Origin of the sequence: Sulfitobacter sediminis, from assembly GCF_040811725.1 — a bacterium.
GTDB lineage: Bacteria > Pseudomonadota > Alphaproteobacteria > Rhodobacterales > Rhodobacteraceae > Sulfitobacter > Sulfitobacter sediminis.
The window spans coordinates 67,879-89,824 of record NZ_JBFNXX010000015.1 but is presented as its reverse complement, the minus strand read 5'-3'; the positions used below and the strand labels follow the sequence as shown (position 1 = coordinate 89,824).

At 64.4% G+C, this 21,946-nt stretch carries 20 protein-coding genes; 6 read left to right on the top strand and 14 right to left on the bottom strand.

The window, feature by feature from the left end; translation table 11 throughout:
• Positions 1-4 precede the first annotated feature (4 nt).
• The 9 genes from AB2B41_RS17635 to yajC form a co-directional block, all read right to left on the bottom strand.
• The gene (locus tag AB2B41_RS17635; RefSeq protein WP_367879135.1) at positions 5-550 is read right to left on the bottom strand and encodes a DsbE family thiol:disulfide interchange protein; all 546 of its coding nucleotides are present in this window, start codon (positions 548-550) and stop codon (positions 5-7) included.
• The gene (ccmD, locus tag AB2B41_RS17630) at positions 543-698 is read right to left on the bottom strand and encodes a heme exporter protein CcmD (protein WP_367879134.1); all 156 of its coding nucleotides are present in this window, start codon (positions 696-698) and stop codon (positions 543-545) included. Before ccmD ends, AB2B41_RS17635 begins: the two co-directional genes overlap by 8 nt.
• Complete coding sequence (locus AB2B41_RS17625; RefSeq protein WP_367879133.1) at positions 699-1,433, bottom strand: heme ABC transporter permease; 735 nt, start codon at positions 1,431-1,433, stop codon at positions 699-701.
• 87 nt (positions 1,434-1,520) lie between these two features.
• Positions 1,521-2,177 carry a heme exporter protein CcmB gene (gene ccmB / locus AB2B41_RS17620; protein WP_367879132.1) on the bottom strand — a complete coding sequence of 219 codons (657 nt, stop codon included), beginning with the start codon at positions 2,175-2,177 and terminating at the stop codon, positions 1,521-1,523.
• Complete coding sequence (ccmA, locus tag AB2B41_RS17615; RefSeq protein ID WP_367879131.1) at positions 2,174-2,791, bottom strand: heme ABC exporter ATP-binding protein CcmA; 618 nt, start codon at positions 2,789-2,791, stop codon at positions 2,174-2,176. The genes ccmB and ccmA overlap by 4 nt, the downstream gene beginning before the upstream one ends.
• A 10-nt stretch (positions 2,792-2,801) precedes the next feature.
• Positions 2,802-3,155 (bottom strand): Mth938-like domain-containing protein, encoded by a 354-nt coding sequence (locus AB2B41_RS17610; RefSeq protein ID WP_367879130.1) that lies wholly within the window; start codon positions 3,153-3,155, stop codon positions 2,802-2,804.
• A gap of 90 nt (positions 3,156-3,245) precedes the next feature.
• Positions 3,246-4,214, bottom strand: a complete 969-nt coding sequence (gene secF, locus AB2B41_RS17605) for a protein translocase subunit SecF (protein ID WP_367879129.1) — start codon at positions 4,212-4,214, stop codon at positions 3,246-3,248.
• Positions 4,215-4,218: 4 nt separating this feature from the next.
• Positions 4,219-5,868 (bottom strand): protein translocase subunit SecD, encoded by a 1,650-nt coding sequence (gene secD / locus AB2B41_RS17600; protein WP_367879128.1) that lies wholly within the window; start codon positions 5,866-5,868, stop codon positions 4,219-4,221.
• A gap of 33 nt (positions 5,869-5,901) precedes the next feature.
• Positions 5,902-6,180 (bottom strand): preprotein translocase subunit YajC, encoded by a 279-nt coding sequence (gene yajC, locus AB2B41_RS17595; protein ID WP_367879127.1) that lies wholly within the window; start codon positions 6,178-6,180, stop codon positions 5,902-5,904.
• A 166-nt stretch (positions 6,181-6,346) separates the two neighbouring features.
• Here yajC and AB2B41_RS17590 point away from each other — a divergent pair, with 166 nt between their 5' ends.
• The 3 genes from AB2B41_RS17590 to AB2B41_RS17580 all read left to right on the top strand — a co-directional run bounded on the left by AB2B41_RS17590 (position 6,347) and on the right by AB2B41_RS17580 (position 10,108).
• Positions 6,347-7,741, top strand: coding sequence for a pentapeptide repeat-containing protein (locus tag AB2B41_RS17590; protein ID WP_367879126.1), 1,395 nt, complete (start codon positions 6,347-6,349; stop codon positions 7,739-7,741).
• A gap of 90 nt (positions 7,742-7,831) precedes the next feature.
• Positions 7,832-9,124 (top strand): serine--tRNA ligase, encoded by a 1,293-nt coding sequence (serS, locus tag AB2B41_RS17585; protein ID WP_367879125.1) that lies wholly within the window; start codon positions 7,832-7,834, stop codon positions 9,122-9,124.
• A gap of 273 nt (positions 9,125-9,397) precedes the next feature.
• Positions 9,398-10,108, top strand: coding sequence for a hypothetical protein (locus AB2B41_RS17580; protein WP_367879124.1), 711 nt, complete (start codon positions 9,398-9,400; stop codon positions 10,106-10,108).
• A 58-nt stretch (positions 10,109-10,166) separates the two neighbouring features.
• On the opposite strand, the gene der is transcribed toward AB2B41_RS17580, so the two are convergent.
• From der to AB2B41_RS17565, 3 genes are read right to left on the bottom strand one after another with little or no spacing between them, the layout of a single operon-like run.
• A complete protein-coding gene (gene der, locus AB2B41_RS17575) occupies positions 10,167-11,636 on the bottom strand; it encodes a ribosome biogenesis GTPase Der (RefSeq protein WP_367879123.1) in 1,470 nt (489 codons plus the stop codon).
• A 59-nt stretch (positions 11,637-11,695) separates the two neighbouring features.
• Positions 11,696-13,051 (bottom strand): PQQ-like beta-propeller repeat protein, encoded by a 1,356-nt coding sequence (locus tag AB2B41_RS17570; RefSeq protein ID WP_367879122.1) that lies wholly within the window; start codon positions 13,049-13,051, stop codon positions 11,696-11,698.
• Between the two features lie 49 nt (positions 13,052-13,100).
• Positions 13,101-13,802, bottom strand: coding sequence for a hypothetical protein (locus AB2B41_RS17565; protein WP_367879121.1), 702 nt, complete (start codon positions 13,800-13,802; stop codon positions 13,101-13,103).
• A 215-nt stretch (positions 13,803-14,017) separates the two neighbouring features.
• Here AB2B41_RS17565 and AB2B41_RS17560 point away from each other — a divergent pair, with 215 nt between their 5' ends.
• The 3 genes from AB2B41_RS17560 (at position 14,018) to AB2B41_RS17550 (ending at position 19,680) form a co-directional block, all read left to right on the top strand.
• Positions 14,018-15,265 (top strand): efflux RND transporter periplasmic adaptor subunit, encoded by a 1,248-nt coding sequence (locus AB2B41_RS17560; protein WP_367879120.1) that lies wholly within the window; start codon positions 14,018-14,020, stop codon positions 15,263-15,265.
• Entirely contained in the window at positions 15,262-19,137 is a 3,876-nt protein-coding gene (locus AB2B41_RS17555; RefSeq protein ID WP_367879119.1) for an efflux RND transporter permease subunit, read from the top strand. The genes AB2B41_RS17560 and AB2B41_RS17555 overlap by 4 nt, the downstream gene beginning before the upstream one ends.
• Positions 19,138-19,224: 87 nt before the next feature.
• The gene (locus AB2B41_RS17550) at positions 19,225-19,680 is read left to right on the top strand and encodes a DUF302 domain-containing protein (RefSeq protein WP_367879118.1); all 456 of its coding nucleotides are present in this window, start codon (positions 19,225-19,227) and stop codon (positions 19,678-19,680) included.
• Positions 19,681-19,735: 55 nt separating this feature from the next.
• On the opposite strand, the gene AB2B41_RS17545 is transcribed toward AB2B41_RS17550, so the two are convergent.
• Complete coding sequence (locus AB2B41_RS17545; RefSeq protein WP_367879117.1) at positions 19,736-20,089, bottom strand: hypothetical protein; 354 nt, start codon at positions 20,087-20,089, stop codon at positions 19,736-19,738.
• Complete coding sequence (locus tag AB2B41_RS17540) at positions 20,086-21,936, bottom strand: ABCB family ABC transporter ATP-binding protein/permease (RefSeq protein WP_367879116.1); 1,851 nt, start codon at positions 21,934-21,936, stop codon at positions 20,086-20,088. The genes AB2B41_RS17545 and AB2B41_RS17540 overlap by 4 nt, the downstream gene beginning before the upstream one ends.
• Positions 21,937-21,946: the final 10 nt, after the last annotated feature.

The following is a 21,946-nucleotide window of genomic DNA, read 5'->3' as shown; positions in this document are numbered from 1 at the left end:
CTGATTAGTCTTGCGTCTCCATCGCCTTGCGGAACGCGGGCAGGAACCGCTGTTCGTAATCACTGCCCACAAGCGGCCCCGCAAAGCGGAAAAGTACGGTTCCGTCACCGTCAAGAATGAATGTCTCGGGCGGCGCGGTGACACCCCAGTCAATCGCCGTCCGCCCCTGCGGGTCAAACGCCACGCCCTTGAAGGGATTGTCGTCGTCGATCAGGTACTTCCGCGCGTTCTCGGCCTTGTCCTTGAAGTTGATGCCGATGATCGGCACCCCCTCGGCGGCCATCTCCAAGAGCTTGGGGTGCTCCGCCCGGCAGGGCGGGCACCAGCTGGCCCAGAAGTTCACCAGCGTCACCTCGCCGCTGGCCAGCATCTTGGGCGAGGCGGGCGGAAAGCCGTCGAGCGTGCCTTCGGGCAAGCCCGGCGCGGGCTGGCCCACCAGTGTCGAGGGCAGCCCCTCGGGGTCCTCGCGGAACATCCCCACGGCGGCCAGCAGCACGAACGCCAGAAAGATCAGTGGGGGTGCCACCATGAGCGGCGAGACCTTAGCCATCCTTCTTCGCCTCCGCCTCGACTTGCTTCAGCGCCGCACGGGCCGCACGGCCCCGGCGCAGGGTTAGCAGGATCAGAGCGGCCAGCAACACCAGCGAGGCCGCGTAGGCCGAGAGCACCTCGACCGCGTATTTCCCTAGATCCGGCATCTAAAACTCCCGCTCCATCCGGACGCGAAGTGCCTGCGCGCGGCGCAGGCGAATTTCGGTGCCAGTGCGGTACAGCACCAGCGCAAGGAACAGCAGGCCAAAGCCGATCATGCTGATCAGCAGGGGATACCAGAAGACATCGGCAACGCTGCGTTCACCCGTTGCCACGGGGATCGACGTCCCTTGATGCAAACCCTGGTTCCAGAATTGCACGGCGTAGCGCGACAGCACCGCAAATACCGAGCCCACAAGGCAGAGGATCGACGTGAGGTCTGCGGCGGTATCGGGGTCCTCGATCGCCTCCCACAGGGCGATATAGCCGAGATAGAAGAGGAAGAGGATCAGGAAGGACGTGAGCCTCGGGTCCCAGGCCCACCAGGTGCCCCACATCGGCTGGCCCCAGATCGCGCCGGTGACAAGGGCGATCAGCGTCATCACCACGCCCACGGGCGCCGCCGCTTTGGCCGCCAGCGCGCTCACGTGGTGACGGCGAATGAGCCAGATCAGCGAGGTGACCAGCATCATGAACCAGGCGTTGATCGCCATCAACGCGGACGGCACATGCAGGTAGATGATCTTGACGGTCGAGCCCTGACGGAAATCGTCGGGCGTGCCGAAAAACCCCCAGAGCAGCCCCACCACGACGCAGCCCCCGGCGGCGACCCAGAGCACGGGCTGCACTTTGGCGCTGAGCGCCAGGAACTTGACGGGGTTGGCGTAGGACCAGATCGACATGAGGGCTATTTAATCGGGCTTCGGGGTGGTCTCAATGGGCAAAGCGCCGCAATCGGCACCACGGCCTCAGGCAAGACGGTCACCATCCTACCGCAACCCCCGCCGCAGCACCGCCGCACTGGCAAAGGGCATGAGCGCGATGGTCGCCATGGTGATCCCGCCGAGCATCAAGAGCGGCGTCGCCACCTCCATACCGCCCGCCCCGCGCCGCGCGGCCTCGGCCCCGAAGATCAGCGTCGGCACGTAAAGCGGCAGCACCAGTAGCGACAAGAGCAGCCCGCCCCGCTTGATCCCGACGGTCAGCGCCGCCCCGAAGGTGCCGATCACCGACAGCGCGGGCGTGCCGACCGCCAGTGAGACAACAAGCCAGCCATAGCCCTGGGGCGGCAGGTTCAGCAGCACCCCCAGCACCGGCGATGCCAGCACCAGCGGCAGGCCCGTGGTCAGCCAATACGCCAGCGCCTTGACGGTCACCGCCGCCTCCAGCGGCAGTGGTGCCGTCACCAGCAGATCGAGCGTCCCGTCCTCGTAATCGAGCGCCAGCAGCCGGTCGAGCGACAAGAGGCACGCCAGCAACGCCCCAAGCCACAGCACACCCGGCGCGATGGACGACAAGAGCGCCGGCGACGGCCCGACGCTGAAGGGCACCAGCGTCACGACAATCAGGAAAAACGCCAGCCCAAGGCCAAATCCCCCGCCCGCCCGAAAGGCAAGCCGCAGGTCGCGCAGCAAGAGCGCGATCACAGGAACGCCTCGTCGCTGGCGCCGACGCGGGCGGTGGTCTTGGCGCGGAAGGGCGTGATATCCAGCACCTCGGCCTCTAGCCCGAGGTCGATGTGCGTCGCGATCAGCGCCGATCCACCCCGCCCCAGATGCGCCCGGACGGCAGCGGCGAACATCCCCACGGCCTCGGTATCGAGCGATACGGTCGGCTCGTCCAGCACCCAGACCGGACAGCCCGTCACCAGCAGCCGCGACAGGCCCAGCCGCCGCTTCTGCCCCGCCGACAGCGTTCCCGCCAACCGGTCCGCCAGGGGATGCAGGCGGTAGGCGTCCAAGGCGGCCGTGATGTCGTCATGGCCAAAGACCCGCGCCCAGAAGGTGAGGTTCTCGCTCACGCTCAGCATGGCCTTGAGCCCGTCGGCATGCGCCGCATAGGCGATACGGTCCTCCGCCCCGGTGATCTCGCCCTCCAGCGCCGGTTGCAGCCCGGCGATCGTGCGCAGGAGCGTCGTCTTTCCCGCGCCATTCGGGCCCCTCAGGATCAGTGCCGCGCCGGGGGCCAGCGTGAAACTGAACCCCGTCAGCACCGGCACGCCGCCACGGGCCAGCGTCAGGTTTGTGGCACTCAGCGTCATCGCGGACGGATCAGACGGGGATCAGGGCCAGCGCGACCCGGCGGCCCTCGCTCAGCAGGACGTTGTAGGTGCGGCAGGCGGCGGGCGATGCCATCGCCTCGACGCCGATGCCTGCCGCCTGCAGCGTGTCGAGCAATGCATCGGGCAGATGGGCAACATCCGCCCCGGTGCCCACGAAAAGCACGTCGATATGCCCGGCCAGCGCGACCAGCGGATCAGCATGATCCAGTCCGGACCACCTCTGCGTGCCCGTCGGCCCCGTGATAACCGGCCCTTCGATCACCGCGCCACCGATCCGGAAAAACCCCGGACCGTAGCCCTCGACAGGCTGGGAATCGTTAAAGACGATCTCGTTCAGGTGCATGTCTCATCCCTTCTCGGCGCTGGCGGGGTGACGATAACCGATCCCGTGGCCGGGCAACAGACCGGGCCGTGCGGACCGGCCCGGCACCCTTCAGGCGTCGATATTGGCGTATTGGTTGCCCGCATTGGCGTCGGGCTTGGACCAGTCCCGTTTGACCCCGAGGTAAAGCAGGATCGCCGTGGCCACGAAGATCGTGGAATAGGTCCCCACGATCACCCCCCAGATCATCGCAAAGACGAAACCCCGGATCACGTCGCCGCCCAGCACGAAAAGTGCCAGCAAAGCGATCAGCGTCGTCACCGAGGTCATGAAGGTCCGGCTCATCGTCTCGTTGATCGACAGGTTCAGCACCTCCTTGAGGTCGCGTTTCTTGTATTTTCGCAGGTTCTCCCGCACCCGGTCGAAAATGACCACGGTATCGTTCAGCGAGTAGCCCACGATCGTCAGAAGGGCCGCGATGATCGCCAGGTCGAAACGGATCTGTAGCTCCGAAAACACACCGATGGTCAGGATCACGTCATGCACCAGCGCCAGGATCGCGCCCACGGCGAACTGCCATTCGAACCGCAGCCAGATATAGACCAGCACCGCCGCGATGGCGGCCACCACGGCGATCACCGCCGTCTGTATTAACTCGCCCGACACCTTCGGTCCCACGGATTCGACCGAGGTAAACTTGATGTCCGGCCGGATCTCGCGCAGCACCGCCTCCACCGCCGCGATGGTCTCGGCCGACACGGCCTCCTGGTCGTCCTGCGCCTGGATGCGGATCATCGCGACGTTCTGATTCTCGCCAAAGGATGGGTCGAAGACCTCCGTGATCGAGATATCGCCAAGGTTCAGCACATCCATCTGCGCCCGAAAGGCGGCCACGTCCACCGGACGCGGGCTTTCGGTGCGGATCGTCGTACCGCCGCGGAAATCGATGCCGAAGTTGAGCCCCTGGATCATGAACGAACCGAAGGCCACGATCATCATCAGCCCGGAAATCCCCAGCCAGAGCTTCCAGCGGTTGAAGAAGTCGAAGTTGGGCGCTTCCTTGAACAGACGCAAACGCATGGGGCTATACCTCTATCGTCTTGGGCCGCGCCCGTTCGAACCAGATGGCGATCATCAGCCGGGTGACGTAGATCGCCGTAAAGACCGAGGTGACGATGCCGAACCCGAGGGTGATCGCAAAGCCGCGCACCGGCCCGGACCCCATCATGAAGAGGATCACAGCGGTGATGAGCGTCGTGAGGTTCGCGTCGATGATCGCCGACAGCGCCTTTTCGTAACCAAGCGAGATCGCCCGTGACGGGCCCTTGGCGGTTTTCAGTTCCTCCCGGATACGCTCGAAGATCAGTACGTTGGCATCGACCGCCATACCGACGGTCAGCACGATACCCGCGATGCCCGGCAGGGTAAGCGTCGCCCCCACGAGGCTCAAAAGGCCAAAGATCATCGCGACGTTAATGATCAGGGCGATGTTGGCGAAGACCCCGAAAAGCCCGTAGCTGATGAACATGTAGAAAAGGACGGCGGCAAAGGCCACGATGGTCGCCACCTTGCCCGCATCGATGCTGTCCTGACCCAGTTCCGGCCCGATGGTCCGTTCCTCGAGGAAATCCAGCCCCGCGGGCAGCGCGCCCGCGCGCAGCAGGATCGCGAGGTTGGTCGATTCCTCCACCGTGAAGTTGCCGGTGATGATGCCGGATCCGCCCGGAATATGGCTCTGGATCGTGGGCGCGCTGATGACCTCGTCATCGAGCACGATGGCAAAGGGCGCCCCGATGTTCTCGGCGGTGTAGTCTCCGAACTTGCGCGCGCCCGAGGTGTTGAAGCGGAAGTTGACCGCCGGGCGGCCGTTCTGGTCAAAGGAGGGCTGCGCATCGACCAGCTCTTCTCCGGTCACCACGGGGGCGGCTTCCAGCGTGTAGAATGTCCCGGGCTCGTCGATCGACGGCACGAGCTTGTTGCCGATGCCGGGATTGGCGTTCTGGTCTGTCCCCCGGCTTACCACCGGGTTGAAGGTCAGCTGCGCCGTGGTGCCGATGATCTCCTTCAGCTCCGCCGCCGATCCGATGCCCGGCACCTGGATCAGGATGCGGTCCGCGCCCTGGCGCTGGATCGTGGGTTCCCGCGTGCCGACCTCGTCGATCCGCCGGCGGATGATCTCCAGCGATTGCTGCATCGTGCGCTCGTCCGTCGCTTGCCGCTCGGCCTCTGACAGGGTGACGATCAGAACGCCCGCGTCGCCGCGCACGTCGATGTCCGTGGCCCCCGCCCCGGTGAGCGTCGGCACGGGCCGCGCAAGGCCGCGTACGATCTCCAGCGCCTGCGGCATCACCTCGGGATCGTTCAGCCGCACCCGCAGTTCGTCCGGCGCAGACTCCTGTCGCCGTACGGGCGTCAGGCTCCGCAGCGCATCCCGCACCTCTGGCCATTGCGCCTCCATCCGGGTGGCATAGACATCCTCGACCCGCACCTCGGCCAGCAGATGCGCCCCGCCCCGCAGATCGAGCCCCAGGTTCACCAGCCCCGACGGCATCCACTCCGGCCAAAGCGCCCGCTGCTCTTCCAGCTCGGGCGTGGACCCGGACAACTCGATCGCCTTGACCGCATCGTTGTGCTGCTCGACCGGCGCATAGAACGCGTTGGGCAGCGCCAGCCACAGACCCGCCACGCAGGTCAGCACGATCATTATCCGTTTCCACAGATCAATCTGAAGCATGTCTGGCCCTCTCTGCGGCCCTGATCGGAGGGTTTACTTCGCCGGTTCCGTCTTGGAGACGACCGTAGCGATCGTCGACTGGATCACGCGGACCTTGACGCCATCGGCGATCTCGACCTCGATCTCGCCGTCGTCCTTGACCTTGACGACCTTGCCGATCACCCCGCCCTGCGTGACCACCTGATCCCCGCGCCGCAGTGCTGCGACCATGGCCTGATGTTCCTTGACCTTCTTCTGCTGCGGACGGATCAGCAGGAAATACATGATCGCAAAGATCAGGATGAGGGGAATAAACTGTTCAATACCGCCCATGGTGTGCGTCCTTTTTCGGTAGTCTCGCAGGGCACGTCACGGCCCTCTTTCGAAGTTTGGCAGAACCTATGCGCGGGGGGGCATGGGCGCAAGGTGGAAAGGGGATTTTGGCTGGACAGGGTGACGCGGGGCGGTAGTCTCGGATAGGTTGAGCGCGGGAGGGCAGATGCAGACAGTGAGCGTGGAGATACCGCTGTTCTGGCTGGGGGTGGCGGGAATAGCGCTGGCGAGCTTCTTGGTCGGTGCCCTGTTGCTGCTACAGCACGACGAGCGTGGTTCGCCCATGGAGCGCTTGCAGAAGCGCTTGGGCTTGGAAACAGCAAACGGCGGAATCTTCTTCATTGGAATGATCTTCTGGATGTTCCTGTTTCTGCTGCTTTTCTTCGGTTTAGCTTTGCTTATTGTCGATACACTTAGGTTCGCTTCTCCTTCGACGACAATTGCAGTGACAGATTGGCGGTTTACGCTCGCGAAAATGGCTGCGTTAACCGCTGTTCTCGGGGCGGTTGTAGCATTCCCCTTGACCTTAATACGCATTGGCTTGACCCGACAGGACGTCTACCTGTCAGAGCAGGGTTTGATCACCGATCGGCTGAATAAAGCCGTTGAAGGTCTGGGGGCAGAGAAACAATCCTATCGCATGGGCCGGGACCTGAGCTATGTAACGGCTGGAAAACTTTACAGGGAATTTGAGTTCAGAGATCAGCCCGTCGACCTTCCAGCTGAAGTTGAAGAGTTGCAGCGAACCGAATGGAAGAACTTCTCCGTTTCCGAGCCGGTACTCGAAGTGAGGCTCGGTGCGATTTACGCGCTGGAGAGAATTGCTAAAGACAGCCTGCGAGACCACCTCGAGATCGTTGAAATCCTTTGTTCTTACGTGAGAGAAAACTCACCCTGCAAAGAACTCTTGCCGAGCCATATACCTGAGAGGCGTGTGGTACCTCGCATAGATATCCAAGCGGCAACTACGGTGTTAGGCAGACGATCAGAGGAGGGACGGCAGCTTGAAGCGTCGCAGGAAAAGCGACTTGATCTGAAAGGCTGCGACTTATCGGGCGCTGACTTTAGCAAGGGAAACTTCTTTGCCGCGAATTTGCAGAGCTCCAAGCTAGAAGGTGCCATATTCGAAGAAGCGGATTTGCGCGGCAGCCTGCTCTTTAGTTGCAATCTGAGATACGCAACCTTTTGGAATGCTGATCTCACCGGATCAAGGCTCGATGATGCGACTGTTTCGCCGACCTTCGACTACAATTCGATAAATCGAGCGAAGATTACCGGGGCTTGCCTGTTTGGCACAAACCTATCTGGCGTATTCTTGCAACGAGCTTTCCGAGAGCACCTGACCGTAGGAAATAGAGGCACGCAATTTGCCGGATACTCAGACGAAAAAAGAGAAGTGATCTTCAATAAGCTGAATGAGGCCAGTTTAGAAGACGAAGTAAATGACGACTTGAATGAGTTTAAGTACTGGAGTCCATTCAGCAACGAAGACCTTGCGAACGGTAGATTCCTGCGAAAAGCGAGAAAAGCGCTAGACCTCCAAGGATGGCCATACGATTAAAGCTTTGACCTCAATGATCCCCAGTAGCCCTCCCTCCCACAATCCGGCATAACCCCGCGCAAACGATTCACTCCGACAAGGACCGGACCCATGCATGACATCCGCGCCATCCGCGACAACCCCGCAGCCCTCGATGCGGCGCTCAAGCGCCGGGGCGAGGCGCCGATGTCCTCCGAGATCCTCGCCCTCGACGAGGCGCGGCGCGCCAAGATCGCGGCAACCGAGGCCGCACAGGCCGAGCAGAACAAGGCCAGCAAGGAAGTCGGTGCCGCCAAGGCCAAGGGCGACGAGGCGGAATTCGAACGCCTGCGCGCGCTGGTGGCCGAGAAAAAGGACGAGGTCGCCGCGATGCGCGCCGAGGCCAATGCGCTCGACGCGCAGCTCACGGACATGCTCGCCCGCATCCCCAACAGCCCCGCCGACGACGTGCCGGACGGAGCGGATGAGAACGACAACGTCGAGGTGAACCGCTGGGGCGAGCCGCCCGCCTTCGACTTCACGCCCAAGGAGCATTTCGAGATCGAGGGCGTGAAACCGGGCATGGATTTCGAGACCGCCGCCAAGATGTCGGGCAGCCGTTTCGTCTTGCTCTCCGGTGCCGTTGCGCGCATCCACCGGGCGCTGGCGCAGTTCATGGTCGACACCCACGTCGATCACAACGGCCTGACGGAAGTGAACCCGCCCGTGCTGGTCAACGACGACGCCATGTACGGCACCGACAAGCTGCCGAAATTCGGCGGCGACAGCTACCAGACCCGCGAGGGGATGTGGCTGGTGCCGACCTCCGAGGTGTCGCTGACCTATATCGTCGGCGGACACATCGTAGACGAGGATTACCTGCCCCGCCGCTACACCGCGCACACCCTCTGCTTCCGCTCCGAGGCAGGCTCGGCGGGCCGGGACACGGCAGGCATGCTGCGCCAGCACCAGTTCGAGAAGGTCGAGATGGTCTCGATCACCCATCCGGACGAGAGCGACGCCGAGCAGAAGCGGATGCTGCGCTGCGCCGAGGACATCCTCGAACGGCTGGGCATCCCCTATCGGACGGTCGTGCTCTGCACCGGCGACATGGGCTTCGGTGCGCGGCGGACCTATGACATCGAGGCCTGGGTGCCGGGACAGAACACCTACCGCGAGATTTCCTCGGTCTCGACCACGGGCGATTTCCAGGCCCGGCGGATGAATGCGCGGTTCAAACCCAAGGACGGCGGCAAGCCGCAGTTCGTGCATACGCTGAACGGCTCGGGGCTAGCAGTCGGGCGCTGCCTGATCGCGGTGCTCGAGAACGGCCAGCAGGCGGACGGGTCGGTGAAATTGCCCGATGCGCTGGCCCCCTATCTGGGTGGCAAGACGACCCTCACAGCCGACGGCACCCTGGCGTAGGTCGGACAAAATTGTCCGACAAAACCGCCCCGCCGGCGTACGGGGGGTGTACAGGGGGTGTACGGAAGGTGCCGCCCGTTTTTCGGCCTTTTCGACGCCGACCCGTGACGGGCGCGGATGTGGCACACTAAGTCGGACAATCATGTCCGACCTACCCCCTGGCACCCCCGTAGGTCGGACAACTTTGTCCGACCCCTCGCCCCCACGACACCGATTGAAAGGCCACGCAAACGTGCTAGCCTCACCATCAAGTGAGCAGAAACAGGAGGCCCTATGCCTTCCAACCGCACCCTCGTCGCCGCCCTCGCCTTCCTGCTGAGCATCGCCTTCGCGGCCTCTCCCTTCTTCGTCGAAGGCTTCGCCGGTTTCGACCCCAACCAGTTCCCCGTCCCGCAAGACGACCCGCCCGTGCAGCCTGCCGGATACGCCTTTGCGATATGGGGCATCATCTATGGCTGGCTGATCATCGGGCTGGGCTGGGGGCTGCTGCGGGCGACGCAGGACGGGCAGTGGCATGACATGCGCAAGCCGCTGTGCCTGTCGCTTGCCGTAGGTACGACATGGCTTGCGGTGGCGGTGATGAGTCCGGTCTGGGCCAGTGTGCTGATCTGGGTGATGCTGCTGACCGCATTGGCGGCGCTGTTCCTGGCACCGGTGGAGGACACGACCTGGGCCGCATGGCCGGTGGGGCTTTATGCCGGGTGGCTGTCGGCGGCGTCCTGCGTGTCGCTGGGGTTGCTGGCGGCGGGATACGGGTATCTCGACCAGACGACGGCGGCGCTGGCGTTCGTGGGGCTGGCCATCGTGATCGGCGGCTTCGTGCAGGGGGCATTGGGGCGCGCGCCGACCTACGGGGTGGCGGTGATCTGGGCACTGGTGGCCGTGGTCGTCCAGAACATCGAGACAACACCGATCCTGGCTTATGTGGCGGGCGGCGGGGCGCTGGTGTTGGTGGTGCCGACGTTGAAAGCGTTTCGGAGCTGAGCGGTGCCGAAGTTTTCGAAGACTTCGGTCGGAAGTCTTTAATCACTTCGCGGCCCGCTCAGTCCTTGCGCCGCCCTTCCGTGTGCTTGCGCAGCTTGGAAGGCTGCGCCTTTTTCCGGCCCTTGTAGGGGTTCGCCTCGTTCTGGCCGCGCATCCAGAGGCGGATGGGCGTGCCGGGCATGTCAAAGTCGAGCCGTAAGCCATTGACAAGATAACGGCTATAGCTGTCAGGCACCTTGTCGGGATGGCTGCACATCACCACGAAACCGGGGGGGCGCGTCTTGGCCTGTGTCATGTAGCGCAGCTTGATCCGCTTACCCTGCGGCGCGGGGGGCGGGTGCTGTTCCAGCATGCCGGTGAGCCAGCGGTTGAGGGCGGCGGTCGGCACACGGCGGTTCCAGACTTCGTAGGCGCGCATGACCGCGTCGTGCAGGCGGTCGAGGCCGCGGCCTGTCTTGGCGCTGACCGTGATCAAAGGTGCGCCACGAAGCTGCGGCAGAAGCCGTTCGAAGGCTTCCTTCAGCTCCTTCAGCTTTTCCTGCCGGTTCTCCTCAATGTCCCACTTGTTCACCGCGACCACCACCGCGCGACCCTCGCGTTCGGCGAGATCGGCGATGCGCAGGTCCTGTTGTTCGAAGGGGATTTCCGCGTCGAGCAGGACGATCACGACCTCGGCGAATTTCACCGCGCGCAGGCCGTCGGCGACGCTGAGTTTCTCGAGCTTTTCCTGTACCTTGGCCTTCTTGCGCATGCCCGCGGTGTCGAAGATGCGCATCGGCACGCCGTTCCAGTCGGTGCGCAGGGAAATGGCGTCGCGGGTGATCCCGGCTTCCGGGCCGGTCAGCAGGCGATCTTCGCCCAGGATCTGGTTGATCAGGGTTGATTTTCCGGCGTTCGGGCGCCCCACGACGGCGACTTGCAGCGGTTTGGTCCGCGTGGGCATGGGGATGGCGTCGAAGTCTTCGTCCTCGGCCTCTTCCTCGGTCAGGTCCACATCGGTTTCGGGGGCGTCTTCCTCGGCCCGCTCTTCGAACTTTTCGGCGATCGGCAGGAGCGCCGTGTAGAGGTCGTGCAGACCTTCGCCGTGCTCGGCTGACAGGCTGATGGGATCGCCGAGGCCCAGTGAATAGGCTTCCAGAACGCCCGCCACGCCCGCCTTGCCCTCGGCCTTGTTGGCGGCGAGGATAACGTTGGCGGCACGTTTGCGCAGGATGTCGGCGAAGACGAGGTCGGAGGGTGTCACCCCGACGCGGGCGTCGATCATGAAGAGGCAGACGTCAGCCATGTCCACGGCGCGTTCCGTGAGTCGGCGCATGCGGCCCTGCAGGCTGTCGTCGGTGACTTCCTCAAGCCCCGCGGTGTCGATTACGGTAAAGCGCAGGTCCGCCAGCTTCGCCGCCCCCTCGCGCAGGTCGCGCGTCACGCCCGGCTGGTCATCGACCAGCGCGAGGCGCTTGCCCACAAGGCGATTGAACAGCGTGGATTTGCCCACGTTCGGGCGGCCCACGATGGCGAGGGTAAAGGACATTTTCGCTCCTGCGGCCCGATGGGGGCCAGGTCAGGCCCGGGCTTTAGCCCATTTCGCGCTCAACGGAAAGCGAGCAATTGGCCCTTGCGCGAGACGACGTAAAGCGTGCCACCCGCCACCACCGGTGCGGTTGTCGCCCCGCCGGGGATCTCGGCGCTGTAGACCTGCGTGCCGTCGGTGGGATCATATCCGCGCAACAATCCGTCGGTGGAAGTGAGCCAGAGGCGGCCACCAGCGATCACGGGGCCGTGGTGGGCAAAGACCTCGGACTGGCGCAGGGGACGTGTCTTGACGAAATTCGGCAGGGGCACGCCCCAGATGCGGCTGCCAGTGCTTGCGTCGAGGCGGAGAAGCTCGTTCAGGTCGCTCACCACGAAAAGCGATCCACCCGCGGGCCAGACCGGGGTGATCGCCCCCTCGCGCGCAACCCACCGCGTCTGGCCGCTGCCCAGATCGAGGGCATAGAGGCGGCCGGACTGGTTTCCGGCAAAGACCGTATCGCCTGAAATCACGGGCGGGCTGGTCACGTCAGAGATCGAGGAAAGCGCGCGGCCCGGCCGTTTGCCCACGGCGGCCGCGGTCCAGCGGGGCACGCCGCCGCGTCGGAACACGGCCTGAACCTCGCCCGACCCGTAGGCGAAGATCGCGAATTGAGAAGTCAATGCCGGGGCCGGTGCACCTTGCACGTTGTTGATGCTGGCGGTGCCGGCGGTCTGCCATTCGACACGGCCACTGGCGCGGTCCACGGCCCACCCGGTGTCGTCGCCAGCGGTGAGATAGACAAGATCGCCAAAGACGGTCGGCGTGCCGGTGCCGGAGGCGTCAAGCTCCTGCGTCCAGCGGACGGCACCTGTCCCGGTGTCGAGTGCCGCCAGCACGCCATAGCCGACGGAGACATAGAGCGTCTCGCCCTCAACGGCGAGGCCGCCGCCGCTGCCCTGCCCCTGCCGGTCGCTGACCGGGGTAAGATCGCGGGTCCAGAGGGTTTCACCCGCCAGCGACGTGGCGGTAACGCGCGCACCGGAATCGAGCGTGAAAATGCGCCCCCCGGCAACGACCGGATCGGCGGTGATGCGGTAGCGGCGGCTGTCGCCGTCGCCGATGTCGGCGGACCAGACGAGCTGCGGCGTGGCGCGCAGTGCGGGATGGGCGATGCGGTACTGCGGAGTGCCGGTCGCGTGGGTCCAGCTGGCGTTGGTGGTGGCGCCGGGCAGCGAGATCGGCCGGCTGGTGTTCTCGGGCACGACCTCGCCCTCGAGCGGCGCGGCCAGTTCCGGCGTTTGCAGCACGGAGCGGATGTCTTCACGGGGGCCAGGCAGGTAGACCTGCCGTTCGTTGCAGGCGGACAGCAGTAGCACCGTGGCACAGAGGCCCGCAGCCCAGCCCCGTTTCCCAAAATGCGCCGGATGGATCATCGCCCTGCTCACTTCTTTTTGTCGCTCACCTCGCCCTGTTGGGCTTGGGTCAATTGCCTTGGGCCGTGAGGCCGCTGCCGCCCTGATCGGCGATCCCTGACAGCTCCGGCTCTCCACCCAGCGCCACAATCACCTGTAGGGCGCGCTGTTGCAAGTCCGGGGTGAGTTCGGCATCTGCGAGGATCGACTGGTAGCGGTCGATCGCGGCCTGCGCCTCGCCCTGTTCGATGTCGATGAGGGCCAACTGTTCGGTCGCCAGCAGGCGGAACGGGTCACCGGGCTGGGCCATGGCCTCGAGCGCCTGGCGGCGGTCGGCGACGGGGGCATCGGTGCCCTGAAGCGTGATCGCCTTGAACTGGGCAAGCTGGCGGTAGATCTGCGGTACGTCGCCATCGACGGCGATCGCGTTCAGCGTATCGACCGCGGCGGCGGTGTCGCCCGCGTCGGCCTGTTCGGCCGCCTTCATCATGCGCAGCACGGCGGCGGAGATCGGCGTCGGTGCATCGACCGTCTCAAGCGCCTCGGCCCGTGCGGCGCTGTCATTGGCGGAAAGGGCTGCCAGCATCCCGTCGCCCAGCGCCTCGGCCTCGGCCCGGGCCTGCGCCTTGCGGTACTCGGAAAAAGCGGCACCGCCGACGATCAGGATGATCGCCAGAACCGCGATCCAGCCGTAGCGGCGCAGCAGGGCATAAAGGCGGTCGCGGCGGACCTCTTCGTTCACCTCTTCGATAAAGCTGTCTGTATTGCTCATGCGATCTGCCTCGGCTTTCGGCTTTTGCTCCTCTTACAGCGGGCGACGGGGCAAGCCAATACCCGCGTGCCGCAGCGGATGCACGGCATTTGGGCAGCAAAGCCACCTATGTAAAAAAACATCCGATCTAAACTAGTCAGTTCAGTTGTGATGCACTACATAAAGCGCAATCATGTCGGGTTATTGCCCCGGCGCATTCGGCGCGAGGTATCGCAATGCGAATTTTTTCCATTATTGCAGCTTTGGCTGTCACGCTTGTTCTGGCGATGTCGATCCTGGCCCGTCCGCAGCTGATGGCGCTCTTGGGCGGCGGTGAGGAAGCGGCGCAGACGGAGGAGACGGCGGCACCGCAAGAGGTGGCGCAGGCCACCGCTGCCGAGAACAATGAGCTGGTGCGCGTTCAGGTCCGCAAGGTGCGCGCCGAGCAGGTCGACAGTGCCGTGATTCTGCGTGGCGAAACCGAAGCCGCGCGCCAGGTCGACGTGCGATCCGAGACATCGGCTATCGTGGCTTCCGACCCGCTGCGCAAGGGTGCGCAGGTGGCGGAGGGAGACGCCCTTTGCGTGCTGGATCCGGGCACGCGCCGCGCGGCACTGGCCGAGGCGCAGGCACGGCTGACGGAAGCGGAATCGCGTGTACCGGAAGCGGAGGCACGGTTGTCCGAGGCCGAAGCACGGCTGGATGAGGCGGAAATCAACCAGAACGCCGCCGCAAGGCTGAGCGAGGACGGCTTTGCCTCGCAGACCCGCCTGGCTGCCGCGGACGCCGCCGTGGCTGCCGCAAAGGCGGGGGTCAGCTCGGCGACATCAGGTTTGCGCGCGGCCCGCTCGGGCATCGAATCCGCCACCGCTGCCGTGGCCGCAGCCGAGAAGGAAATCGAGCGGCTGACCATTGCGGCCCCTTTCAGCGGCTTGCTGGAGAGCGATACGGCGGAACTCGGAAGCCTTTTGCAGCCCGGCGCGCTTTGCGCGACGATCATCCAGCTCGATCCGATCAAACTGGTGGGTTTCGTGCCGGAGACCGAGGTGAACCGGGTGAGCCTTGGGGCCATGGCCGGGGCGCGGCTCGCGGCCGGGGGTGAGGAAGTGCGTGGCGAGGTAACGTTCCTGTCGCGCTCGGCCGATCCGCAGACACGCACTTTCCGCGTTGAAATCGAAGTGCCGAACGACGATCTGAGCATCCGCGACGGGCAGACCGTCGAGATCGCCATCGCCTCGGCGGGCGTGAAGGCGCACCTGATCCCGCAATCCGCACTCACGCTGAACGATGAAGGGACGCTGGGCGTGCGGCTGGTCGATGAGGCGGCTGTCGTGTCCTTTGCCCCTGTCGAGATCATGCGCGACACCAACCGGGGCATCTGGGTCACCGGCCTGCCCGAGGTCGCCAATGTGATCGTCGTGGGCCAGGAATACGTGACCGCGGGCGTGACCGTGGCACCGACCTTCGTGGAGGTCACGCAATGAGCGGCATCGTCGATTGGGCCGCGGGCCGGGCCCGCATGGTTCTGGCCTTCATTCTGCTGAGCCTCGTGGTCGGCGGATATTCCTATTCCACCCTCCCCAAGGAAGGCGAGCCGGACATCGAAATCCCGGCGCTTTTCGTGTCGGTGCAGTTTCCCGGCATTTCGGCCGCCGACAGCGAGACGCTCCTAGTCAAGCCGATGGAGACGGAGCTCGCCGATCTCGATGGGCTGAAGACGATGACCGGCACGGCGGCGGAGAATTACGCGGGCGTGGTGCTGGAGTTCGAATTCGGCTGGGACAAGAGCCGCGTGATGGCCGACGTGCGCGACGCGATGTCGACGGCGGAGGCGCAGTTTCCGGATGGCTACGAGAAGTATTCGATCAACGAGTTCAACTTTTCCGAATTCCCGATCATCATCGTGAACCTGACCGGCCCCGTGCCCGAACGTACCATTGCGCGGGTCGCGCGCGACTTGCAGGACGAGCTGGAAGCGCTTGATTCCGTTCTGGAAGCCGGGCTTGCCGGGAACCGCGATGAGATGCTGGAGGTGGTGATCGACCCGCTGCGGCTGGAAGCCTACAACGTCACGGCCGGAGAACTGATCAACGTTGTTCAGAACAACAACCAGCTGATCGCGGCAGGTGAGATCGACAGCGCGCAGGGTACATTCGCGGTCAAGATCCCTTCGTCCTTCGACGAGCCGCGCGACGTCTATGCCCTGCCCGTCAAGACCAACGGCGACCGGGTGGTGACGCTAGGCGATCTGGCGCAGATCAACCTGACCTTCGAGGACCGCGACAGCACGGCGCGCTTCAACGGCGAGAAGACGCTGGCCTTGCAGGTGGTCAAGCGCAAGGGCTTCAACCTAATCGACACTTCCAACCAGGTGAAGGAGATCGTCGAGGCGCGGGCGGCAAGCTGGCCGGACGGGTTGCAGGCGGCGGTGACGGTGGGCACCTCGAACGACCAGAGCCGCGTGGTGAATTCCATGGTGCAGCAGCTTCTGGGTTCGGTCTTTACCGCGATTGCGCTGGTGATGATCGTGGTGCTGGCGGCCCTTGGTATCCGGGCGGCGCTGCTGGTGGGTTTCGCGATCCCGACGTCGTTTCTTTTGTGCTTTGCCTTCCTTGCGCTGATGGGCATCTCGATCTCGAACATCGTGATGTTCGGGTTGATTTTGGCGGTCGGTATGCTGGTCGACGGCGCCATCGTGGTGGTCGAATACGCCGACGCGCGGCAGCAGCAGGGCGAAGGGCCGATGCAGGCCTATGTCCATGCGGCCAAGCGGATGTTCTGGCCGATCATTTCGTCCACGGCGACGACGCTCTGTGCCTTCCTGCCGATGCTCTTCTGGCCCGGTGTGCCGGGGGAGTTCATGGGGATGCTGCCCGTGACGCTGATCTTCGTGTTGTCGGCCTCGTTGGTGGTGGCGCTGATTTACCTGCCGGTGATGGGCGGGGTGACCGGGCGGCTGGAGCGCTGGATGGCGGAGAACATGGAATCCATTGCAAAGCTGCGGTGGTACCTGCACCTGCTACTCTTCCCCGTAGCGCTGGCGATGATCATGGTGCCCATGGCACTGTCGCAGCCTCTTTTCGGTGTGATCTCGGCGCAGTTCGCGGCGATGGACGGGCTGGACCTGCTGGGATCGGTGATCCCGACCTTCGCGGTGGTGTTCCTGTGCATCCTGGCGCTTTGCGCACTGCTGTCGGCGGGTCTGGCGGGGGCGATGACGGCCCTGCTGGCCTATTTCGCGATGTTCACACGCGCGGGGCGCGGCGGGCGCTGGATTGCGTCGAAGATCTTTCGCACGGCACCCGACAAAATCGAGGCCGGGTACCGGCGCAACGGGTTTGGCCGGGTGATCGCCTTTATCGTTGGCAACCCGGTGATGCCCCTGGTCATGGCGGGGACGGTCTTTGTCTTCGTTGGCACGATCATGATCTTTTTCGGAAACAATTCCAAAGGGGTGGAGTTCTTTGTTGAGTCCGAGCCCGAGCAGGCCATCGTCTATGTGCTGGCACGCGGGAACCTGTCGCTGGATGAGAAGGACGCGCTGCTGGAAGAGGCCGAGAAGATCGTGCTGGCGCATCCCGGCATCCAGACCGCCTTTGCCTTTGCCGGTGAAGGGGGGCTGAACAGCAACACGGGGGGCGCGCAGGCGCCCAAGGACAGCATCGGGCAGATTCAGCTTGAGACGATCCCCTGGGAAGAACGGCCCAACAAGGAGACGCCGCTTTTCACGGTGCCCTTCCTGAATTTCACGGTGATGCGCGAAGAGCAGGACCCGGCCTTTGACGGCGACGTGGTGCTGGCCGATCTCACGGAACAGCTGTCGCAGATCCCGGGGATCAAGATTGAGATCCTCAACCTGTCGCGGGGGCCTGCCTCGGGCAAGCCGGTGCACCTGCGGCTGAAGTCGGACAGCTATGCCGATCTGCTGACTGCAGCCGCATTGGCGCGGCAAGAGTTCGAGCAGACGCCGGGGCTGACGCTGATCGAGGACACGCGGCCCCTGCCCGGCATCGACTGGCAGATCGACGTGGATGTGGAGAAGGCGGGGCGCTACGGGGCTGATGTGTTGACCGTAGGGGCCATGGTACAGCTTGTGACGCGCGGGCTGCTCTTGGACACGATGCGGGTGGATTCGTCGGACGAGGAGATCGAGATCCGCGTGCGCCTGCCCGAGGATGACCGGGTGCTGAGCACGCTGGATACGCTGAAGGTGCGCACCTCGGACGGGCTAGTGCCGCTGAGCAACTTCATCACCCGCACACCCGTGCCGAAGCTGGCCGAGATCAACCGGATCGACCAGAAGCGCTATCTGGACGTCAAGGCGGATGTGGCACCGGGCATGATGAAAGTCGTGCGCACGACGCGGGTGGATGGTGAGGACGTGAACACCACGCTGGCGACGTTGCGGCCTGCTGGCAATGATGTGGACGTTCGTGCGCCCGATGGGACGGCCTACAAGATCACGGAGCGGACCGAGGCGGGCGAAGGAGTTGATATCGCGGGCGAAGTCAGTTCGGGCGATCTGCGGCTTATTCCGATCAATCCGAACGAGCGGATCGCGGAGATCACCAAGTGGCTGGATGAAAAGCCTTTGCCGCTGGGGGTGAGCTTTGAATGGACGGGCGATCAGGAGGATCAGGCGGAGAGCCAGGCGTTCCTGAGTTCGGCCTTTACGGCGGCGCTGGGGCTGATGTTCATCATCCTGCTCGCGCAGTTCAACTCGTTTTACAACGCCGTGCTGGTGCTGCTGGCGGTGGTGCTCTCTACCACGGGCGTGCTCATCGGGATGCTGGTGATGGACCAGACGTTCTCGATCATCATGACGGGGACGGGGATCGTCGCGCTGGCGGGGATCGTGGTGAACAACAACATCATCCTGATCGATACCTACCAGGAATACGAACGCTACATGCCGCGGATCGAGGCGATCATCCGCACGGCGCAGGCGCGTATCCGGCCGGTGCTGCTGACCACGATCACCACGATGGCGGGTCTTGCGCCGATGATGTTCGGCCTCAGCCTGAACTTCGCCGAGGGCGGCTATACCATCGACAGCCCCACGGCGCTGTGGTGGAAGCAGCTGGCGACGGCGGTGGTCTTTGGCCTTGGGATCGCGACGGTGCTGACGCTGCTGGTCACGCCCTCGATGCTGGCGATCCGGGTCTGGGCGACGACATACGTGCATTGGATCGCGCGTTTGCTGGCCAAGATGTCGCTGGGCCGGGCGAGCCGCGCGGCGCGTGACTGGGCGTTGCAGCGTGAGGCACGGCGGATGCAGGCGGATGAGATCATCTGGGACCCGGATGCGGCCCCCGTCGCACCGCTGGCCAAGCCGAGGCTGTCGGCGGCGGAATGACACCGATCAAGCGGTTGTGAGACCTCGTGTTCTCACAACTGCGCTGAATGGGGCTAGTGTCTCCTCGTCATCAAGAGGAGAGAGACCATGATCCGCCGTTCCCTTGCCACCCTTGCCCTTAGTGCCGCGCTCGCCCTGCCCGCCATGGCGGGCGACATGATCCACAAGATGAGCCCGCATTCCGTTTCCGTGACCATGGACCGGCTGGCCGCTGCCGTTGAGGGTGCTGGCGCGACGGTCTTTGCCCGCGTCGATCACGCGGGGGGTGCGGCGAAGGTCGACATGGAGTTGCGCCCGACGGAATTGCTGATTTTCGGCAATCCGAAGCTCGGCACGCCCGCGATGCTGGACGGGCAGACGGCGGGGCGGGACCTGCCGTTGCGGGTGCTGGCCTATGCGGATGCGGAGGGGGCGGTGCATGTGGTCTATCACGATCCGGCCGGTTTGGCAGAGGCGCATGGGCTGCCTGCGGATGCTGAGTACATCAAGATGATGACTGGGGCGCTGGACAAGCTGACGTCGAAGGCTGTGGCTGCGGAGTGAGGCGCAAATCTCTTGGAAGAGAATTGGCAAGACTATTGCAATAGTCTTTGGGGTCCTAGCTTTCGGGGTCACCCCTGGCCTGTTCTTCGGGGCTGAGGGATGACCACCAGCCGGCGTAGATGCTGTTGCGGGGGTGTTTGCCGCCCTCGTCCGGTTTGCCATCGTCCCACCATATGGGGCCGCGTTCGCCGAGGCGGCGTTTGGCCTCGTCCACTTGGTTGCGGGCGGCGCGGGTTACTTCTTCGGTCTCCGCTTCCCGCACCGCCCGGCGGGCCTGCATCAGCGCCTTGACGGCGGCGCGGCGGGTGCTGTCATCAAGCGATAGATCGGTGCAGCGCCAGAGCCTGCCTTTGGACACGAAGAAATGCCCGTCCGGGGTGCGGGGGTAGTCCTTGGCAGGCTTGCTCACGCGGCGTCTTCGGCCTGCTGACGATGCCAGAGCTGGGCGTAGCGGCCATCCTGCGCCAGAAGTTCCTCGTGGCGGCCCTGTTCGACGATCTCGCCCTTTTCCAGCACCACGATCCGGTCCGCGTCGGCGATGGTGCTGAGGCGGTGGGCGATGGTGATCACCGTGCGCCCCTCGCCCGCGCGCATCAGCGCATCCTGGATGTCGCTTTCGGTTTCGCTGTCGAGGGCCGAGGTGGCCTCGTCCAGAAGCAGAATGGGCGGGTTCTTGAGCAGCGTGCGGGCGATGCCGACGCGCTGTTTCTCGCCGCCCGAGAGTTTCAGCCCGCGTTCGCCGACGGTGGTGTTGTAGCCGTCGGGCAGGCTCTTGACGAAGTCGTGGATTTGGGCGCCCTTCGCCGCCTCCTCGATCTCGGCCTGTGTGGCACCGTCGCGGCCGTAGGCGATGTTGTAGCCGATGGTATCGTTGAAAAGCACCGTGTCCTGCGGCACGACGCCGATGGCGCGGTGCAGGCTGTCCTGTGTGACGTCGCGCACGTCCTGCCCGTCGATCCGGAGCGCGCCGTCGTCCACGTCGTAGAAGCGGAAGAGCAGCCGTCCGATGGTGGACTTGCCTGACCCGGTAGAGCCGACGATGGCGACCATCTCGCCCGGTTTCGCCTCGAGCGTGACGCCCTTGAGGATCATGCGCTTGTGGTCGTAGCCGAAGGTAACGTTGTCGAGCGTGACATGGCCGCCGTTCACCTTGAGGTCGGGGGCGCCGTCCTTGTCGGTGATCTCGGCCGGTTGGTCGAGAAGCGCGAACATCTGGCCCATGTCGACCAGCGCCTGACGGATTTCGCGGTAGACGGTGCCTAGGAAGTTCAGGGGCACCGTGATCTGGATCATGTAAGCGTTGACCATGACGAAATCGCCTACGGTGAGCGTGCCGTTCTGCACGCCGATGGCGGCCATGACCATCACTGCCACGAGGCCCGCGGTGATGATCAGGGACTGGCCGAAGTTGAGGAAGGCAAGGCTGAGGCTGGTCTTGATCGCCGCGTCCTCGTAGCCCGCCATGGCGCGGTCATAACGCGCGGCCTCGCGCTGTTCGGCACCGAAGTACTTGACGGTTTCGTAGTTGAGCAGGCTGTCGATGGCCTTCTGGTTGGCGTCGGTGTCGGCCTCGTTCATTTGGCGGCGCTGGCGGACGCGCCATTCGGTGACCGAAAACGTGAACCACGTGTAGAGAACGAGCGTGACCAGCACGACGAGAAGGTAGGTCCAGTCGAAAAGGATCGTGAGCACCACGCCGATCATCAGCAATTCGAGAACGAGGGGGCCGATGTTGAAGAGCAGGAAGCGAAGGAGGAATTCGACGCCCTTCACGCCGCGCTCGATGATGCGGCTGAGCCCGCCGGTCTTGCGCGTGATGTGGTAGCGCATGGACAGGCGGTGGATGTGTTCGAAGGTTTCGAGCGCCAGCATCCTGAGCGCGCGCTGGCCCACGCGGGCAAAGATCGCGTCGCGCAGTTGCTGGAAGCCGACGGTCATCAGGCGCGCCATACCGTAGGCGACGGTCAGGCCGATGGCCCCGAGGGCGACCATCGGCACCCCTTCGCCCGCCAGCGCATCGACGGCGTCGCGGTAGAAGAGCGGCGTGGCGACGGAGACCAGCTTGGAGACCACCAGCGCAATCATGGCGAGCACCACGCGGCGCTTTACCCAAGGCATGTTGGCGGGCCAGAGGTAGGGCGCGACCTTGCGCAGGACGAGAAGGCCGGACTGGCGTTCCTCTTCGGCGATGGTGTCCTTGTGGGCCTTTTTCTGGCTGGGGCCGGTGGTGGTGGTCAGGTTCGTGTCGGCGGACATGGGCTTTCCA

What these genes read in the sequence shown, in the direction of transcription:
- AB2B41_RS17635 (WP_367879135.1), bottom strand. Translation starts at nt 550, where the DNA reads ATGGCTAAGGTCTCGCCGCTCATGGTGGCACCCCCACTGATCTTTCTG.
- ccmD (WP_367879134.1), bottom strand. Translation starts at nt 698, where the DNA reads ATGCCGGATCTAGGGAAATACGCGGTCGAGGTGCTCTCGGCCTACGCG.
- AB2B41_RS17625 (WP_367879133.1), bottom strand. Translation starts at nt 1,433, where the DNA reads ATGTCGATCTGGTCCTACGCCAACCCCGTCAAGTTCCTGGCGCTCAGC.
- ccmA (WP_367879131.1), bottom strand. Translation starts at nt 2,791, where the DNA reads ATGACGCTGAGTGCCACAAACCTGACGCTGGCCCGTGGCGGCGTGCCG.
- AB2B41_RS17610 (WP_367879130.1), bottom strand. Translation starts at nt 3,155, where the DNA reads ATGCACCTGAACGAGATCGTCTTTAACGATTCCCAGCCTGTCGAGGGC.
- secF (WP_367879129.1), bottom strand. Translation starts at nt 4,214, where the DNA reads ATGCGTTTGCGTCTGTTCAAGGAAGCGCCCAACTTCGACTTCTTCAAC.
- secD (WP_367879128.1), bottom strand. Translation starts at nt 5,868, where the DNA reads ATGCTTCAGATTGATCTGTGGAAACGGATAATGATCGTGCTGACCTGC.
- yajC (WP_367879127.1), bottom strand. Translation starts at nt 6,180, where the DNA reads ATGGGCGGTATTGAACAGTTTATTCCCCTCATCCTGATCTTTGCGATC.
- AB2B41_RS17590 (WP_367879126.1), top strand. Translation starts at nt 6,347, where the DNA reads ATGCAGACAGTGAGCGTGGAGATACCGCTGTTCTGGCTGGGGGTGGCG.
- serS (WP_367879125.1), top strand. Translation starts at nt 7,832, where the DNA reads ATGCATGACATCCGCGCCATCCGCGACAACCCCGCAGCCCTCGATGCG.
- AB2B41_RS17580 (WP_367879124.1), top strand. Translation starts at nt 9,398, where the DNA reads ATGCCTTCCAACCGCACCCTCGTCGCCGCCCTCGCCTTCCTGCTGAGC.
- der (WP_367879123.1), bottom strand. Translation starts at nt 11,636, where the DNA reads ATGTCCTTTACCCTCGCCATCGTGGGCCGCCCGAACGTGGGCAAATCC.
- AB2B41_RS17570 (WP_367879122.1), bottom strand. Translation starts at nt 13,051, where the DNA reads ATGATCCATCCGGCGCATTTTGGGAAACGGGGCTGGGCTGCGGGCCTC.
- AB2B41_RS17565 (WP_367879121.1), bottom strand. Translation starts at nt 13,802, where the DNA reads ATGAGCAATACAGACAGCTTTATCGAAGAGGTGAACGAAGAGGTCCGC.
- AB2B41_RS17560 (WP_367879120.1), top strand. Translation starts at nt 14,018, where the DNA reads ATGCGAATTTTTTCCATTATTGCAGCTTTGGCTGTCACGCTTGTTCTG.
- AB2B41_RS17555 (WP_367879119.1), top strand. Translation starts at nt 15,262, where the DNA reads ATGAGCGGCATCGTCGATTGGGCCGCGGGCCGGGCCCGCATGGTTCTG.
- AB2B41_RS17550 (WP_367879118.1), top strand. Translation starts at nt 19,225, where the DNA reads ATGATCCGCCGTTCCCTTGCCACCCTTGCCCTTAGTGCCGCGCTCGCC.
- AB2B41_RS17540 (WP_367879116.1), bottom strand. Translation starts at nt 21,936, where the DNA reads ATGTCCGCCGACACGAACCTGACCACCACCACCGGCCCCAGCCAGAAA.